This is a genomic window from Desulfobacterales bacterium, from assembly GCA_034520365.1.
GTDB lineage: Bacteria > Desulfobacterota > Desulfobacteria > Desulfobacterales > Desulfosalsimonadaceae > M55B175.
The window spans coordinates 340524-355999 of record JAXHNP010000003.1 but is presented as its reverse complement, the minus strand read 5'-3'; the positions used below and the strand labels follow the sequence as shown (position 1 = coordinate 355999).

Annotated in this window: 15 protein-coding genes; 5 read left to right on the top strand and 10 right to left on the bottom strand. The window is 51.6% G+C overall.

Features of this window, described 5'->3' with window-relative positions:
• The first annotated feature begins 539 nt into the window (after nucleotides 1-539).
• From U5L07_04855 to U5L07_04835, 5 genes are all read left to right on the top strand, one after another.
• Nucleotides 540-1925: an O-antigen ligase family protein gene (locus U5L07_04855; GenBank protein ID MDZ7831056.1), complete on the top strand. Its 1386-nt coding sequence runs from the start codon at nucleotides 540-542 to the stop codon at nucleotides 1923-1925.
• The gene (locus tag U5L07_04850) at nucleotides 1906-2697 is read left to right on the top strand and encodes a CpsB/CapC family capsule biosynthesis tyrosine phosphatase (GenBank protein MDZ7831055.1); all 792 of its coding nucleotides are present in this window, start codon (nucleotides 1906-1908) and stop codon (nucleotides 2695-2697) included. Before U5L07_04855 ends, U5L07_04850 begins: the two co-directional genes overlap by 20 nt.
• Entirely contained in the window at nucleotides 2682-3893 is a 1212-nt protein-coding gene (locus U5L07_04845; protein MDZ7831054.1) for a hypothetical protein, read from the top strand. Before U5L07_04850 ends, U5L07_04845 begins: the two co-directional genes overlap by 16 nt.
• A gap of 172 nt (nucleotides 3894-4065) precedes the next feature.
• Entirely contained in the window at nucleotides 4066-6339 is a 2274-nt protein-coding gene (locus tag U5L07_04840) for a polysaccharide biosynthesis tyrosine autokinase (protein MDZ7831053.1), read from the top strand.
• A 283-nt stretch (nucleotides 6340-6622) separates the two neighbouring features.
• On the top strand, nucleotides 6623-8134 hold the full coding sequence (locus U5L07_04835) for a J domain-containing protein (protein MDZ7831052.1): 1512 nt from the start codon (nucleotides 6623-6625) through the stop codon (nucleotides 8132-8134).
• Nucleotides 8135-8368: 234 nt separating this feature from the next.
• On the opposite strand, the gene U5L07_04830 is transcribed toward U5L07_04835, so the two are convergent.
• The 10 genes from U5L07_04830 to U5L07_04785 form a co-directional block, all read right to left on the bottom strand.
• Nucleotides 8369-9391 carry a polysaccharide biosynthesis/export family protein gene (locus U5L07_04830; GenBank protein MDZ7831051.1) on the bottom strand — a complete coding sequence of 341 codons (1023 nt, stop codon included), beginning with the start codon at nucleotides 9389-9391 and terminating at the stop codon, nucleotides 8369-8371.
• 97 nt (nucleotides 9392-9488) lie between these two features.
• Nucleotides 9489-10229, bottom strand: a complete 741-nt coding sequence (locus tag U5L07_04825) for a hypothetical protein (protein MDZ7831050.1) — start codon at nucleotides 10227-10229, stop codon at nucleotides 9489-9491.
• A gap of 710 nt (nucleotides 10230-10939) precedes the next feature.
• On the bottom strand, nucleotides 10940-11122 hold the full coding sequence (locus tag U5L07_04820; GenBank protein ID MDZ7831049.1) for a hypothetical protein: 183 nt from the start codon (nucleotides 11120-11122) through the stop codon (nucleotides 10940-10942).
• A gap of 492 nt (nucleotides 11123-11614) precedes the next feature.
• Entirely contained in the window at nucleotides 11615-12223 is a 609-nt protein-coding gene (locus tag U5L07_04815) for a hypothetical protein (GenBank protein MDZ7831048.1), read from the bottom strand.
• Nucleotides 12216-12674 (bottom strand): hypothetical protein, encoded by a 459-nt coding sequence (locus U5L07_04810; protein MDZ7831047.1) that lies wholly within the window; start codon nucleotides 12672-12674, stop codon nucleotides 12216-12218. The genes U5L07_04815 and U5L07_04810 overlap by 8 nt, the downstream gene beginning before the upstream one ends.
• An 18-nt stretch (nucleotides 12675-12692) precedes the next feature.
• Nucleotides 12693-12941, bottom strand: coding sequence for an ATP synthase F0 subunit C (atpE, locus tag U5L07_04805; protein MDZ7831046.1), 249 nt, complete (start codon nucleotides 12939-12941; stop codon nucleotides 12693-12695).
• 42 nt (nucleotides 12942-12983) lie between these two features.
• Complete coding sequence (gene atpE / locus U5L07_04800; GenBank protein ID MDZ7831045.1) at nucleotides 12984-13958, bottom strand: ATP synthase F0 subunit C; 975 nt, start codon at nucleotides 13956-13958, stop codon at nucleotides 12984-12986.
• Between the two features lie 2 nt (nucleotides 13959-13960).
• Complete coding sequence (gene atpB, locus U5L07_04795; GenBank protein MDZ7831044.1) at nucleotides 13961-14635, bottom strand: F0F1 ATP synthase subunit A; 675 nt, start codon at nucleotides 14633-14635, stop codon at nucleotides 13961-13963.
• Nucleotides 14636-14644: 9 nt separating this feature from the next.
• Nucleotides 14645-15052: an ATP synthase subunit I gene (locus U5L07_04790; GenBank protein ID MDZ7831043.1), complete on the bottom strand. Its 408-nt coding sequence runs from the start codon at nucleotides 15050-15052 to the stop codon at nucleotides 14645-14647.
• Nucleotides 15024-15305, bottom strand: coding sequence for an AtpZ/AtpI family protein (locus tag U5L07_04785; protein MDZ7831042.1), 282 nt, complete (start codon nucleotides 15303-15305; stop codon nucleotides 15024-15026). The genes U5L07_04790 and U5L07_04785 overlap by 29 nt, the downstream gene beginning before the upstream one ends.
• Between the last annotated feature and the right edge of the window lie 171 nt (nucleotides 15306-15476).

Below are 15476 nucleotides of genomic sequence, written 5' to 3'. Positions count from 1 at the left end.
TTTGGAATCAGTTCGTATAGTTCAAATACTGCCGCCATGTTTGGGGCGTCTTCCATTTTTTCAGCGCGGCTTTCTTCCCATTTATTAAAGCGGCGGAGGGCTTCAAGGTGTCTATTGATAATGGATTTGGTGTTTTCGGGGTTCATGGGGTTATGATATAGGGGTGGGGGCGGGAAGTCAAGGTGATTGGCGGATGTGTGTTTGGCGGATGCGCTGGTGATTGGCGGATGCGCTGGGGCTTATCCGCCCTACGAGGGGGCGGGGGAATGGGTTATTTGGCGGATGCGCTGGCGCTTATCCGCCCTACGATAAGGAATGGGTCAATTGGCGGATGCGCTGGGGCTTATCCGCCCTACGAGGGGGCGGGGGAATGGGTCAATTGGCGGATGCGCTGGCGCTTATCCGCCCTACGATAAGGAATGGGTCATTTGGCGGATGCGCTGGCGCTTATCCGCCCTACGATAAGGAATGGGTCATTCGGCGGATGCGCTGGCGCTTATCCGCCCTACGATGCTTATCCGCTCTATGGGGGGAATGCAGTGTCGATTATAAATATAGTGCTGTTTTTTATTATTGGAACGGTACCGCTGCTTTACGGGGCGATTGAGCCGTGGGTGTGGGCGGTGTATGCGGTTCTGATGATGGGGGTGTTCGGGATTGCGTATTGGCAGGGCAGGGTTCGGATCGGGGGGCCGTGGGTATTGGCAACTGCGGGCGGTTTTCTGGTGTATTCGGTGTTTTTGTGCGTGCCGCTGCCGGGTTTTTTGCTTGAGCTTTTGAGCCCGGAGCGGTATGGACTTTTGAAGGCGGGCAGCGGGTTGCTGGGGGCGTCTGTCGGGTGGGAGAGTCTTTCCTATGATTGGCTGGCCGCTTCTGCCTGGGCCGGACTTTTGTTTGCGGTGCTGCTGTTCTTTTTTGTGTTAAAGGGAAGGCTTGAAGACAAGGGGTTTCTGCGGCAGATGGCGTGGGTTATGCTTGCGGTAGCCTTTGCTGAGGCCTTGTACGGGCTGGTGCAGCTGTTTGTACCCGGCGTGGAGGTGCTGTGGTCAAAAGCGGTCGGCGCTGAAGACTGTGCCCGGGGGACGTTTATCAACCGGAATCATTTTGCCGGCTTCCTGGGAATGGTGTGGCCGCTGGGGCTTGGGCTTATCATCTATCAGGCAAAGAAACATGCCCGTGAGCTGCCGGGCAGCAGCCGGATTAAGCGGTTGAAATGGCTTTTTTCAACAGACTGGTTCGGGCGGCAGTTCATCCTGGTGTTTGCCATGGTTTTGATCATACTGGCGCTTCTTTTTTCGCGCTCCAGGGCCGGGATTACGGCGGCGTTTATCGGGTTCTGCGTTTTTCTGGTTCTGCTAAGATTGGGCAGGCGGCGGATCGGGCCGGGGATGTGGGCTTTTGGCGGGGCCGGTTTTTGTCTGCTTTTCGTATACAGTCTGAACATCGGGCTGGACAGCATTTTTGAACGGTTTTTGAAGCTCTCCGACGGGGCGTCGCGCGTGGCCCTGTGGCGGGAGAGCTTCGGGATTGTGAAGGATCATCCGCTGGGCATCGGGCTGCACAATTACGCGGACGTGTTTCCGGTTTACGATTCGCTAAGCGGTATTACCGGAAAATATTATTATGCGCACAACGATTACCTCCAGCTTTTGATCGAGACCGGCTGGCCGGGATTTGTGTTGATAATGACCGGGTTTTTGTGGTTTATTGGGAAAAGTGTGATGCGAATTTATCAGGCGGGCCGCCGGATGGATGATTTTCGTTTTTTGGTGGGTATCGGGGCTTTAAGCGGGATTGTTTCCATGGCCTTTCACAGCGTGTTTGATTTTAACCTCCAGATTCCGGCGAACCTGCTCTACTTTGTTGTTTTGTGCGGGATTGTATGGGGCTGCTTTTGGGGAAAATATGTTGATCGATCTGCATAGCCACATACTGCCGGGTATTGATGACGGGCCGGGGAGCGAGGATGAAAGCCTTGCCATGGCGGAAGCCTATGTAAAGGCCGGTTTTACCAATGTTGCAGCCACGCCGCATGCTATTCCGGGCACTGCCTGGATGTCTCGGCCGGAGGTGGTTTATGAAAAGGTTGATGCCTTAAACCGGCGGCTGGAAAATGAGGGCGTCGGTCTCAAAATTTACCCGGGTATGGAGATCGCGCTGGACGCGGATTTGTGCCGGCTGATGGATGAAAAGCGGATTATTTCCATTGCGGATGGGCCCTTTGTTTTAATTGAGCTGCCGTTTCAGCGGCTGCCCCTGGGCTGGGAGCAGGTTTTTTTTGAAGTGCAGTCAAGAGGGTACCAGGTTCTGGTGGCGCATCCGGAGCGGTGTGAGCAGATGATGGCCCATCCCGGGCTCTATGAGAAGCTGGCAAAGGCCGGCGCCTGGTTTCAATGTAATTATGATGCGTTTCTGGGCGCCTACGGGCCGGGGCCTGAAGAGGCGGCTTCCTATCTGGCGCAGAATGGCATGGTTCACTGCCTGGCCACGGACAGCCACAATGCCGCGGACCGGGGGCCGGGCAGTATATCTGAGGCAATAACCGTTCTCAAGAACCGAATCGGCGGTGAGAACCTGCGGCTCCTTGCATACGAGAATCCGGACCGGGTGCTTGCCGGCAGGCGGCTGCTCTCTCCCGCGCCTGTGGGACGGCCCAAAAACGGTAAGCGGAAAAAACCCGCATGGCTTCCCTGGTAAAGAAAACCGGCATTATACTGGGGCTGCTTATTTTATCCGGCTGGCTCCTGTGGTACGGCGGGGCAAGCTGGATTGTTCACCACAAGGCCCATGAGTTTAAAAAGAACCCGGGACCAGCGCGGTCTTTCAGTGACGGGATGTATGATTATGGTTTGAATGCCTGGCAGAATAATCAGCATAAGCGGGCGAGGGATTATTTTATACAGTCTGCTTACGGCAATGTGCTCAACATGAAGGCCTGGCTCAAGCTGGCTCAGGTTGAAGCCGCGCTTGGAAACAAAGCCCGGGCGGCTCGCCTCCTGAGGTTTGTGCACCGTGAGACAGCCGACACTTCGAACTATAAATGGGATCAGGTGCTGCTTGCCAGTGAGCTGGGTGCTGAAGATATTTTTATTGAGCATATCAATGCGGTGATCGGGGTGCCCGGGCTCAAAAATGATGCCTTGATGATGCTGGACCAGCATTTTAAGGCGGAGATTGACAGGATTGTGGCGGTTTTATCCTCGGACCGGCTGGATGATTATCTGGAGTGGCTGATGCGCTGGAAGCGGACCGAGGACTCATGGCAGATCTGGCAGGAAATCACAGCAGAAAAAAGGGCTCTGGAGGCTGTTTATGAGCCGTATGCCCGGTTTCTTCTAAGGCAGCGTGAAATTGAAAAGGCCGTTTCTGTATGGCAGGAACACTCCGGCGTTGACGGGGTTTTTAACCCGGGCTTTGAATCGGAGCTCTCGGGCCGGGTCTTCGGCTGGAGTTACCGGCAGAGCCGGCAGGGGCTGTGGGAAATAGAACGCACGACGGCTCAAGCCCTCCGGGGAAGCCATGCGCTGCGCATAGTTTTCAATGGCCAAAAAAATATCAATTTCTCCCATGTCAGTCAGCTGGTGCCCGTGCAGCCGGGCGCGTCCTACGAGATAAGTTTTTACTGGAAGAGTCGAAAGCTCTCGACAGACAATCGGCCGTTTATAGCGGTTTCCGGCTATGCATGCGAGGGGCGCTGGCAGAGCGGCATGGTTGACCCAGATACGGATTGGCAGCAGCAGGTGGTTAATTTTAAGGCGCCGGACGGCTGCCACGCGGTAAAGATTACCTTGCGCCGGAAGCCGAGCCGCAAGTTTGACAGCAAGATCAGGGGCGAGCTATTTGTTGACGATTTTGATCTTCGGGTGATAAAAGAAGAAGGTTCAGGTGGTTAAGTGGTTATGTGATTAAGGGAATCCCTTAAGTCTCCTTCTCCCCGTGGGAGAAGGTTGGGATGAGGGACAAAATAGATAAAGTGATTAGGTGGTTAGGTGGTTAAGCGCCACACCTCTTTCCCCCCACCTTAGGGGGGGCAGAGGGGATTTTAAAAATAAGGACAAAATCATTATGCCGAAAAATGGAAACTTTGGAGACATCATCGAATATTCGGGCAATCAGAATCTGCCGGCTGCCGAGTACCGGGACGCGATTCCCGATTATGATGACGAGGAAATAAACATCAGGGACTACATTGACGTGGTCTTCCGGCGTAAATGGCTGCTGCTGTTTGTGCTGCTGGTTGTTTTTACCACTTCTTTGATTTCTACATTGTCTCAAAATAAGATTTACAGGGCTTCTGGCACGCTCCAGGTGAGTCCGACCACCCAGAAGGTGACCAAGTTCGATGATGTGGTGGAGGAAAACCTGAACTCCAAGGCTTACATTTCGACGCAGGTGGCATTGCTTAAAAGCGATGTGGTGGCCGCCCGCGCGCTTGAAAACCTGGATATAGCCAGCTACTTAAAACAATCTGAAAAGAAGAAGAATGGAAAGATTTTTCAGCAAGTAAAATCATTTATCAAGTCGCTGCTTCCGTTCGGCACCACCAATGCCGCGGAGAACCCCGAAAATAAAATTTCAAAAGCCATAGACGAAAAGAAGTATATAGGTTTTTTTAAAAACCATCTCAGTGTCTCGACCCAGAAGAATTCCACGATGATAAGCATTTCTTTTGGATCCACCAGTCGGGAGTTCTCCCGCAACGCGGTAAACGTTGTGATGGAGGAGTTTGTTGACTGGAAGATGGACCAGAAGCTCAAATCCTCCAGAAAAGCGCGCGAATATTTGATGAAGCAGATCGAGCAGGCCAAAATAAACCTTGAAAATGCGGAGGAGCAGCAGAATAAATTCGCCCGCCAGGCGGGGATTGTGTCCATGGATTCACGTCTGAACAGCGTATTTAAGCAGCTGGAAGACATCAATAATGCGTTGAGCGAGGCCGAAACGGCGCTTATCCAAAAAAAGGCCAGGTATGAGCAGGCCATGAAAGGCGGGCGGGAAAGTCTGCCTAAGGTACTCGAAAGTGAATTGATCGGAAATTTAAAATCCCAGTATGCCGAACTGCAGTCCGAGTATGACCATCTTGAAGAGACATTTCACGCCGAGTATCCGGATGTCAAACAAATCAGAAGCCGGATGAGAAGCCTCGAGGAGCGGATACAAAACGAAATTCAGGTTATCATCGACTCGATTGAAAATGAGTACCTGGCGGCCCAAAGCCGGGTTGAAGCGCTGAAGGAAAAAATGGAGGAGAGAAAGCAGGAGGCGCTGGCGCTCAACCAGCGGGCTACCCAATATAAGATCATGGAGCGCGAGGTTGAGACCAACAAGGCCATTTACCAGAGCCTTTTAGAGCGCGCCAAGGAGATCGAATCCATGGCCGGGGTGTCGCCGACCAACATTCAGGTTGTGGACAAGGCGTCGCTGCCGATTTTTCCGGCCAAGCCGGATGTTAAAAGAAATCTTCTGCTGGCCATCGTGCTGGGCCTGATAGGCGGTATCGGCGCGGCCTTTGTGATGGAGTATTTTGCGGACACGATCACCAATCCGGACCAGATTACCGACCGCTTTCAGCTCCCCATACTTGGTGTTATTCCATTGGTAAAAGAGAGCAATGAGTATCCGGTGGAAAAGACTTTTATCAACAATCCCCGGTCCGCAATGTCTGAAGCGTTTCGCACATCCAAGGTGTCGATTCAGCTTTCCGGCTCGGATGCCAATGCCAGATGCATTGCCATTACAAGCACGGCCCCCGGCGAAGGTAAGACGACGATTGCCGCTAATATGGCGCAGACATTTGCCGGCGCCGGAGAAAAAGTTGTCCTTATTGACGCGGACCTTCGGAAACCGAGGCTTAATAAGGTTTTCCAAAAGGCGTCGGTTGCCAACGACGGCAACGGGCTTTCGAGTTTCCTGGCCGGGGTGATCAACAATAGGTTTATCGCTAAAACCAGCGTGGACAACCTTTATTTGATTCCTTCCGGTCCGATTCCGCCGAACCCGGTGGAACTCCTGGCCTCGAATCGGTTTTCCATGTTGCTCAAAAAATTGTCCGAACGCTTTGACCGGATCATTCTGGATGCACCGCCGCATCAGGGATTTGCCGATGTGCTGGTGTTATCACGCAAGGTGGGCGGATTGATTCTGGTTTCCTCCATCGGGGAGACTACCCGCGACGGACTTCGCCATTTTAAGAAGGGCATGCAGAATGTGCAGGGCAACATCTTAGGCTGTGTCGTCAACAAGGTAAACCTGGATCAGAGATACGGATACCGCTCCTATTATAAATACTACCGGGCTTATTATTATGATTATGGGGATCAGAAGGAGAAAAAAACGTGATTAGGGGGAAAAGTGATTAAGTGGTTAAGTGATTAAGTGGTTAGGTGGTTAGGTGGTTCAGGGAACAGGGAAATTCCTTTAGTCTCCTTCTCCCTCTGGGAGAAGGCTGGGATGAGGGTAGAAAAGATTAGGTGATTCCTTTAGTCCCCTTCTCCCTGTGGGAGAAGGTCGGGATGAGGGTAGAAAAGATTTGGTGATTCCTTTAGTCTCCTTCTCCCTCTGGGAGAAGGCTGGGATGAGGGTTAACTGGGATGAGGGTTAAAATGATCGAAAAAAGGCGGGGATGAGCTTTCCGGGAAAACACAGCCGACGGCAGAGGGATGACCAGGCGACGTCAATTCGGGAATATATCCGCCTTGCCGCCAGGGCCAATGATACACCCCGGCTGATCCGGGAAATTGCGGAAAATCGGCGATATCTCCTATACTGCGCAATCATGACCTCGGCAGAGCCGAGTGAAGATGCGGAACACGGGGAAATCGAAAAGGCCCTGGCAAGGGAGGCGGCCAGGCAGAATTGTGCCTATGAGAAGCTTCAGCATAAACTGGGCCCCGTGGCGGTCGCCCTCGGGCTTTCATCCGGCAAAAAGGAGGGGTTTCAGGCTGATTATTATAATGTGCTGGGTATTTCTTCGGGTTCGAGCCGCGATGAAATCAAAAAAGCCTATTGGCACAAAGCCCGCCAAACGCATCCGGATACGCATGAGGGGGAGCCGGAAAATTTTATCAATGTCCGGAATGCCTATGAGGTGCTGTCTGATGAGTCCCTGCGCCGGCAGTATGATATCAGTCGAAAGCAGTCAGCCGGCTGGTCCTGGTCTGAGGATGCGGCCAGGTCCCAACCCGAAAAAGGTCCTGCCGCCCGGATTTTTAACCGCCAGGCTGTTTATTTTGCCGGGCTCATCTTGTTTCTCATTCTTTTGAGCATTTTAATTGACCGTGGCTTCCAGGAGTCCTCACTTAAGGGCGGCGGCCAATTCTTTACCGAGGAAACAGCGGTGCCTGCTCGAAAGGGGGCTGAGCAAGAGGCGGCCGAACCGGCTCGAACAGAAGCGGCAGGCCGTGAAAAAGCAGGTGTGGAGCCGCCAGAGAGGCCTTCGCTTGATGATCCCCGGCCTTCGCCTTCGGATCAGCAGAAGCCCAAAGAGCCGCGGCAGAACGCGAATGTTGCATTTGCCGCAGCAATGGCGGAACACTCGGCCCAGCCGGATTTAAAGGTTTTTAACCGCAGATATGACAAGCCGCAGACTGTTTTCCCCGCGGTAAAAGCCTCGGCCGCAGATGATGAAGAAAATGCTGAAAAGCCGGTGAACGAGGAACCGGTTAAGAAATCCCATGAAGAGATGGCGGCTTTAGGCGCGTCCGACCGGGAAGACGCTAAGGCCCCCCCCCCGCCAAATCCGTTTACCCCTTTTGACTCCGCGAACATGAGAAAGCAGTTGAATGCCTTTTTGCGCGATTACTGCGAGGCTTATGAAAGCATGAACCTGGACGCATTTAAAAGGTTTTTCACTGACAACGCGATTGAAAACAAAGAGCCTTTTAAAAAAATGATTCCGCAGTACCGCCGGAATTTCAATGTGTTGGATGCCGTGGATTACCGGATAAGGCTTAAGCATTTTACCTGCCATCTGGATGAAAGAAAAGTCATAATGGACGGCCGGTTTTCCTTGAAATGGCGGAAGCCGGAAAATCAGAACTGGCATGAATACGAGGGCAGGATAACGATGTCGCTGGTGCCGCAGCAAACGTCGTATTTGATCAGGAAGCTGTCTTACAGGTTTGATGAAGAATAGAAGGTGGTTAAGTGGTTAGGTGATTAGGTGATTCCTTCAGTCTCCTTCTCCTTGCGGGAGAAGGCTGGGATGAGGGATAAAATAGATTAAAAGTGATTATGGGGTTAGGTGATTAGGTGGTTATGGGATGATTCCTTCAGTCTCCTTCTCCTTGCGGGAGAAGGCCGGGATGAGGGGGATCGTTTTTTAGGAGCGGCACGCGGGTGCAGGTTTCCCGGTGCCGCTCTTTGTGTTTCAGCGGGACGGGTTGCGGTAGCTGACACCAAATCCGGGAACACCGATATTGATACCGGACCCGTGCATGATTTTTCCCCAGAAGCTTGCGTTTACCATGATGATATCATTTTTTTTGACAGTCAGTTCGTCTGAATCTTCTGGATTTTTTTTAAGATTGATCTCTATCTCTTTTTTTTCACCGGTTTCGGTTTCCCGAATCAGAATAAGATCCCCTATGTCGGCGTAGGGGGCAAAGCCACCGGCAGCCAGGACTGCCTCTCTTATGGAAAGCGGCCTGCGGATGTGGTGTTTGCCAGGCCGGCGCACGGCGCCGTCCACGAAAAAGGAGCCGGCTTCCGGCACATAGATCATATCTCCGCCCCGGATTTTGACGTTCAGGTTGGTTTTGCCTTCGTTTATCAATTTAAAAAGGTCAACAACAAGCGTTTGGCCGGTTTCCTCCATCTGCTCAGCGGATCGTCTCACTTGGATTTTGTTCCCCGCCTTGTCGGTTAATCCCCCGGATAGCGCAATGGCATCCAGGAGCCGCTGTCTGGAGCTGTAGTCATAGGTGCCGGGATTTTTGACTTCTCCCACGATGGTAACCTGCTGTATGAAATGCTCCTTTATGAAGATGCTGACATGCGGATCTTTAATATAGGTCTGCATGTACTTGTCCTCAATCATTTTTTCGGCTTCCGCGGCAGTCAGTCCATCCAGTGACACTTCACCGAGAAGGGGCAGTGAGACATTGCCCCTGGAGCTTATCCGCACCGTGGTGTTTAATTTTTCCGCTTCGAATACCTTGATTTCAAGGAGATCCCCCGGACCGAGGAGGTATTCACTGCGGTCCTGGTTGAGTTTTGCCGAGGCAAACAGCTGGGTGTTCAGCATATCTGTTTCTTCGGACTGGCTGGAAGTATATTCCTTGGCGCTTAATTCCTCCGGCGCGGGCTTGTTTTTGCCGCATCCGGCGCATACCATGATAAAAGCGAGCAGGATGAAAAGAAGTGTGACGGGTTTAAAAATGTTCTGATTCATCGGATGAATACTTTAAATTTTAATGAATGAAAACGGCGGCCTCACAAGTTAAGTTTTGCGGGCCGCCGTTGTTGGTTATTTGCTATGAAACTGTTGTTTATTCTGGAAACGCCGGACTTCTTGCTTCATCATCGTCGTCGTCAAAGGCTGCGCTGCCGATGCCGATAAGTGCACCGGCGGTTGCGACACCAGCCACCGTAAAACCGGCAATTTTTCCCCCGGAGAGCTTCCACCAGGCGCCTTTGCGCCTGTCGGATTCCTCTTCTTCTTCTTGTGTACCAGTGCCCACATCCGCCTGGGCCAGAATGAATTTCTGGCCGGGCTCAAGCAGCTCATCCTTGTCTTTCGTCGCTATTTTAAGGGAGCCGCCCTCGATAATGCCGATTTCGCTGTTTTTGTCGTCAACCTGGATGTATCCCTTGATCATCCCTGAGTCGGTTGAGGCATTCCTTATCGCCTGGTCGGCGGACACCGCGCCCTTGGGGGTTACAAAAACAAATGATCCGTCAAGCCTGGACAATGCAAAATAAATTTTTCCTTTTTTAATGTGCATGTAGCGGCTGCCTGACTCCGTGCCCATGGCAAAAATGCTTTGATCCTCGGCAAGCATGGATATGTCCGTCAGCCGGATGCCGCAGCGGCCTTCACAGGACATGGCGGCGCCTGTCGGCAGTGCGGCTTCCTTGGTATACTTTCCGATTGTTTTGCCATCCTGTTGAACAATTACCTGATTTTCAGGGATTATTCTGGCGCCGGTTAAGTCGGCAGAAAAGGCACCCTCGCCGAACATTAATATGGAGATAAAGGTTAATGCGATTATGAAACATGTTTTTTTCATGCTACCCCCCGATTTTCGTGTTAAAAATGTTGAACAGCTGCATTGCCCGTACCCTTAGCGTAAAAATCTTGGTATACCGGCGATAACAGCACATCTAATATAGGGACGACCTTTTGGCCGCCTGTGTGGAAATGTAAATATTTTTTTGTTAAAGCTATAATTTATAGTTTATAAGTAACGGCATAAAGGCGCTTTGTCAAGTCTCGATTTTGCCACAGTCTCGATTTTTCCACCCACGGTCACGGTGAATGGGTTTTATCTGTTTTCAGGCAGGCATGGTGGTCTGTCCTATCGACGTTTTGGCGGATGCGCTCACGCTTATCCGCCCTACGATGGGGTATGGAAGCGTAGGGTCGGCCACCGTGCCGACCTTATTCATCGGCCACCGTGCCGACCTTATTCAAGCGTAGGGTGGTTTGTACTACGGCCACATGCGTTGTAGAGTCGGCCACCGTGCCGACTAATTGTCCGTTAACAGGACCGTGGTTATGGGTTTTGCGGTTAGAACAAATTATTTTTGGCGGATGCGCTGGTTATTGGCGGATGCGCTGGCGCTTATCCGCCCTACGATGCTTATCCGCCCTACGATGGGGTATGGAAGCGTAGGGTCGGCCACCGTGCCGACCTTATTCAAGGCGGGCACGGTGGCTTGCCCGACAATGAGATGTGCCTGGGGCTAAACCGTCGTTGGATCGACCGCCATGTCTGATTTAGCGCAAACAGCCTTTGGCCTGTTTTTCAAAAAGCTCGGCGTAATAGCCGTTCTGCCGCACCAGCTCGCGGTGCGTGCCCTGCTCAACGATGCGCCCGTTTTTAAGCGCCACAATCCGGTCCGCCATCTGAACCGTTGAAAACCGGTGGCTGACTATTACCGCGCTTTTATTTTTCAGCATGTTTTTAAACCGGCTGAAGATTTCGTATTCAATGAGCGGATCCAGGCTGCTTGCGGGTTCGTCAAGAATAACCAGCCGGGCCCGGCCTGCCAGATGAATTTTTGATGTACGGCACCCCCTTGGCCCGGGGGCGCGGGCTATGCCGTCAATGCATCGGTTCCGTTAAAAGGGATGTTTTTTCTAAGCAAGGGCCAAAGAAATTCCATACGAAAACTGGATGCCGCAGAGGCACTTTCCCGCCTGGCGCCCGTTGCCTCCATTCCCTGGTATGACCGGGAAAAGGTACAGAAAACTCATCGGCATTGATCATTGTCCCGGCCAATTACGTCCGTCGCCTGTTCCAACTCGTAGGGCGGATAAGCGATAGCGCATCCGCCAAATGCTGGCTCAATAAAAAACCCGGGCGACCTTTTAAGGCCGCGCCGGGTTTTTTCATCATGCGCTATAGGGAAGGGGGGAACGCATGTTTTGGTATCTTGTGCCGGCCCTGTATCAGCCGGTTTGTTCAGCGTACTGGGTGATCTGGTTGATGTAGAGCGACAGCATGTTATCCTGGTCAGCGTCGGTAATTTCCTGGGGCAGCCGATTTAGGGCCTTGTCGCTGGCGGAATCCGTCAGTTCGGCCATGAGGAGCTGTTTGGCCTGAGCAATCTGGTTGGCCGCTTTTTTCTTTTCCATCTCAAGCATTTTACGGCTCTGTTCATTGGCCTGATCGATAATCTCCTGCCGTTTGCGCTTGCCTTGTTCGGTTATCCGGGATTTGATCTTGTCAAACCGGGCGCTGCTGTCTGAAATCATCTGGCGGGTTTCTTCAATCTGCTGTTCGAATGCCTGCTTGCGTTGTTCCAGCTCCCCAATTTCGTCGGAAACTTCCTTTTGCTGCCCTTTCAGCCAGTTCAATAAGGGGGCTTTGCCATAATAATAGATAACGAATGCGAGGATTAAGAAGTTGACCCACATCATGATGGTATCATACATGGGTCGCCAGTCGGCAGCGCCATCACCTGCCATGGCGCTTGTATAAAACAGGGGCACCAAAAACAGGGCGGCTGCCAATAGCCGGAAGAATCGGGTAGCTGTATGTCTGACGGCGTTATTCACGAACCAGCCTCCGCTCAAGGATTTTTTCCATCATTTGGATGGCCAATCGTTCGGCCTCGGTCTTCAGCGTTTTGCGGGCCTCGGCAATCTGCTGGTCAACAAACTCCTGATTTTTAAGCCTAATCGAATTGATCTCTTTTTTGGAGTCATCCAGTATGGATTCCGCCTGTTTGGCACCCTCATCTTCCAGTTCAATGCGATGCCGGTTGGCTTCCTCAATCGCCGCTTTTTCCTGCTTTTCAAGCTGGATATTCAAATCATTGATCTGATCTTTGGCGCTCTGTATTTCCTTTCCCAGACCGTCGATATGGTCATCCCGCTGTTGCATGACCTCCTGAAGCGGCTTGAACATAATGCGGTGGATCAGGAAGAGGAAGATCAAAAACGAGATCAACTCGACAAGAAGCGTCTCATTGATGCTGACCATTACAACTTTGCTGATAATTTCCATACTTTGCCCCGCTATGTCTTACACAACAAAAAGCAGAAGCAATGCGATGACCAGCGCATAAATACCAGTGGATTCTGAAACGGCCTGTCCCACAAGCATGGTCCGGGTCAAAAGGCCTGCCTCTCCCGGGTTCTTGCCAATAGCCTCACAAGCCTTGGAGCCTACGAGTCCTTCACCGATCCCGGGGCCGATCGCTCCGAGCCCCATGGCCAGCCCTGCGCCCAGAAACGCTGATGCCTTGATTAGTTCTGCACCTTCTATTGCCATTTTTTTTCCTCCTTGAAAAAGATGTTTATTTGAATGTTTACCTTAAACAACAAAAATCAAAACCAAGCTTATAACCATGGCATAAATTGCGGTGGACTGGGAGACGGCCTGTCCCACAAGCATCGTCCGTGTTAGTCCGCCGGTATTTTCTAAATTTCTGGCTATCCATCGGATTGCCTCCCTGGCCGTAAAACCATTGCCGATTCCCGGCCCAATGCCGCCAAATCCCATGCAAATGCCAGCCCCCAGGGCAGCCATGGCTGCACTGAGGGCGGTAGTTTCGGCAACGGGCCTGAAAAGCAGGATGAAGCTTATCAATAAGCCAAAAATTGCCGGTGTCTGGGAAACCGCTTGTCCCACAAGCATTGTTGTGGTCACATTGCCCAGCGATTCCGGCTGTCGTGCAATACCTTCACAGCTGGCGCCCGCTGCCAACCCACCGCCAACTCCGGAGCCGATGGCTGACAAGCCGGTACTTAAGCCCGCCCCCAAAAGGGCTGCCCATGCCGGATAAAAGGGCATGTGGCTAAAATCCGAAAATATGAGCAGCAAAGCAACCACCATAGCGAAAATAGCAGGCGTCTGGCAGACTGCGGCACCGATGAGCATATTGGTCGTTAGATTGCTGCCCATCCGTGGCTGGCGGGCTATACCTCTGCAGGCTTCGCCAGCTGGAAATCCAGAGCCCAGCCCAGACCCGCAGGCCCCAATTCCCATGCTTAAGCCGGCCGCCAAAAGCGCCGGGGCTTTCAGTAAATAAGAACTGCCTGGATTCACAAAAAGCAGGAGTACAGCAATTACCAAGGCAAATATTGCCGCTGATTCGGCGATGGCTTGACCGACCAGCATGTTTTTGAAGATTTCCCCTGATTTTTCTGGTCGCTTTGACAACCCTTCATTGGCTAAGCCAGCAGTAAACCCTTCTCCCAATGCGGCCCCTATCGCACCGAGCCCCATGGCCAGCCCGCCGCCCGTAAAAGCCGCTAATTGAACCCACGTATCAATATCGAATGTCATGCCTAATTAACCTGCACTGCAATGTATACCAAAGTTAGCATTGTAAAGACAAAGGCTTGGATTGCACCGATGAAGATAAAGAAAAATGCCGTCAGAAACGGAGGAAGCACCAGGCTGAATACCAGATAGGTGACCACGATCACGATAATATCGCCGCCCATGATGTTGCCGAACAGACGGAAGGAGATGGAAATAACTTTGGACAGTTCGCCGATAATGTTGAGCGGCATCATAAAGAATAAGGGTTCGCAGTAAGCTTTCAGGTAGGCTTTTAACCCTTTTTTCTTAATGCCCGCGTAATGAGAGATGACAAACCCCATAACTCCCATGCTGAGGGTGGTGTTTAAATCACTGGTGGGCTCGCCCAAGTGCGGCAGCACGCCCAGCCAGTTACAAAACAGCAGGAAAATGAAAAGGGCCGTAATCATGGGGGCGTATTTACGGCTCAACTCCTTATCCAGCGCCTCCTCGGTCAGACCGTAAAACTGATCAATAAAAAATTCGCCAACGGCCTGGATCCGGTTGGGGATAATTCCTTTGCGCCGGGTGGCCAGATACCCGAAGATAAGCAGCCCGATGATGACAATCCAGGTCTGGATGATCGGCTCTAAGTTAAAGGTCAATTCATGGCCGAAAAGTGGCACGATAAGTTGATGAATTTGTCCTAAATCTTCCATGGCGCTTTCTTAAAAGACTTGAGATTTCCGGGTTTTCATTCGTATATGCCGGCTTATGTGCTCGGACATAATGACCAGTTGAACGCTGAAGAGGCCGATAATTGTGGCAGCCAGATGGAATTGAGCCATTTGAATGGAAAGGACCAGAGGGATGGCCATCAAGACATATCTCAGCAAAATTAATAAAAAAGATATGCCCGCCGCTTTTTTCCGGCTGCGGCCGATGCGCATGGGCAGGGTCTCGCCCATGAGGATAAAATTGGCCGCGCTGAAAAGGCTGCCCAGGATCAGGCCCTTGCCAATGGGTTTGAATGCCAGCATAAAGCAGATAATGGCGGCAATAACGGCAATGCCAAGCGCAATCGAACAGTAGTGCTTTTCTGTTTCCCTAACCGCTTCCATTCTTTTTTTCGTCATGGTTGTCGGTGTCTATGGCTTCCATGATCTGTCGATAGACGACCACACCTCCGCCGACAATCCCCAGTAAAGTGAAAATAATAGTGAGGGGCCCTTTGACCCCCAGCCATTTATCTATCGAATAACCGATAAAAAAACAGAACAGGATGCATCCCACCATGGTCAGCCCGATCTGCATGACGAGCTGGACGTTTTCCATCCATGGCTGATTCTCTTTGTATTTGAAAAGCCGTCGGTTCTGTTTTTTTTTCATAGACTATTCGCAAGCAAGGCAGTTTGATAGCAATTATCCTTTGGAGCGTCAAGCAATTATTTTTTTTAATTTAACCATTTGAAATTAATTGTCATTCTGGCTAAATCAGTAAACCCGGCCGAGGGCCCCCAGGCAGATGGCGTTTACGATGATGGCGATCTCATAAATAAT

Coding starts and splice junctions, on each gene's coding strand:
- U5L07_04850 (MDZ7831055.1), top strand. CDS start 1,906: ATGTTGATCGATCTGCATAGCCACATACTGCCGGGTATTGATGACGGG.
- U5L07_04845 (MDZ7831054.1), top strand. CDS start 2,682: ATGGCTTCCCTGGTAAAGAAAACCGGCATTATACTGGGGCTGCTTATT.
- U5L07_04840 (MDZ7831053.1), top strand. CDS start 4,066: ATGCCGAAAAATGGAAACTTTGGAGACATCATCGAATATTCGGGCAAT.
- U5L07_04835 (MDZ7831052.1), top strand. CDS start 6,623: ATGAGCTTTCCGGGAAAACACAGCCGACGGCAGAGGGATGACCAGGCG.
- U5L07_04830 (MDZ7831051.1), bottom strand. CDS start 9,391: ATGAATCAGAACATTTTTAAACCCGTCACACTTCTTTTCATCCTGCTC.
- U5L07_04825 (MDZ7831050.1), bottom strand. CDS start 10,229: ATGAAAAAAACATGTTTCATAATCGCATTAACCTTTATCTCCATATTA.
- U5L07_04820 (MDZ7831049.1), bottom strand. CDS start 11,122: ATGCTGAAAAATAAAAGCGCGGTAATAGTCAGCCACCGGTTTTCAACG.
- U5L07_04810 (MDZ7831047.1), bottom strand. CDS start 12,674: ATGGAAATTATCAGCAAAGTTGTAATGGTCAGCATCAATGAGACGCTT.
- atpE (MDZ7831046.1), bottom strand. CDS start 12,941: ATGGCAATAGAAGGTGCAGAACTAATCAAGGCATCAGCGTTTCTGGGC.
- atpE (MDZ7831045.1), bottom strand. CDS start 13,958: ATGACATTCGATATTGATACGTGGGTTCAATTAGCGGCTTTTACGGGC.
- atpB (MDZ7831044.1), bottom strand. CDS start 14,635: ATGGAAGATTTAGGACAAATTCATCAACTTATCGTGCCACTTTTCGGC.
- U5L07_04790 (MDZ7831043.1), bottom strand. CDS start 15,052: ATGACGAAAAAAAGAATGGAAGCGGTTAGGGAAACAGAAAAGCACTAC.
- U5L07_04785 (MDZ7831042.1), bottom strand. CDS start 15,305: ATGAAAAAAAAACAGAACCGACGGCTTTTCAAATACAAAGAGAATCAG.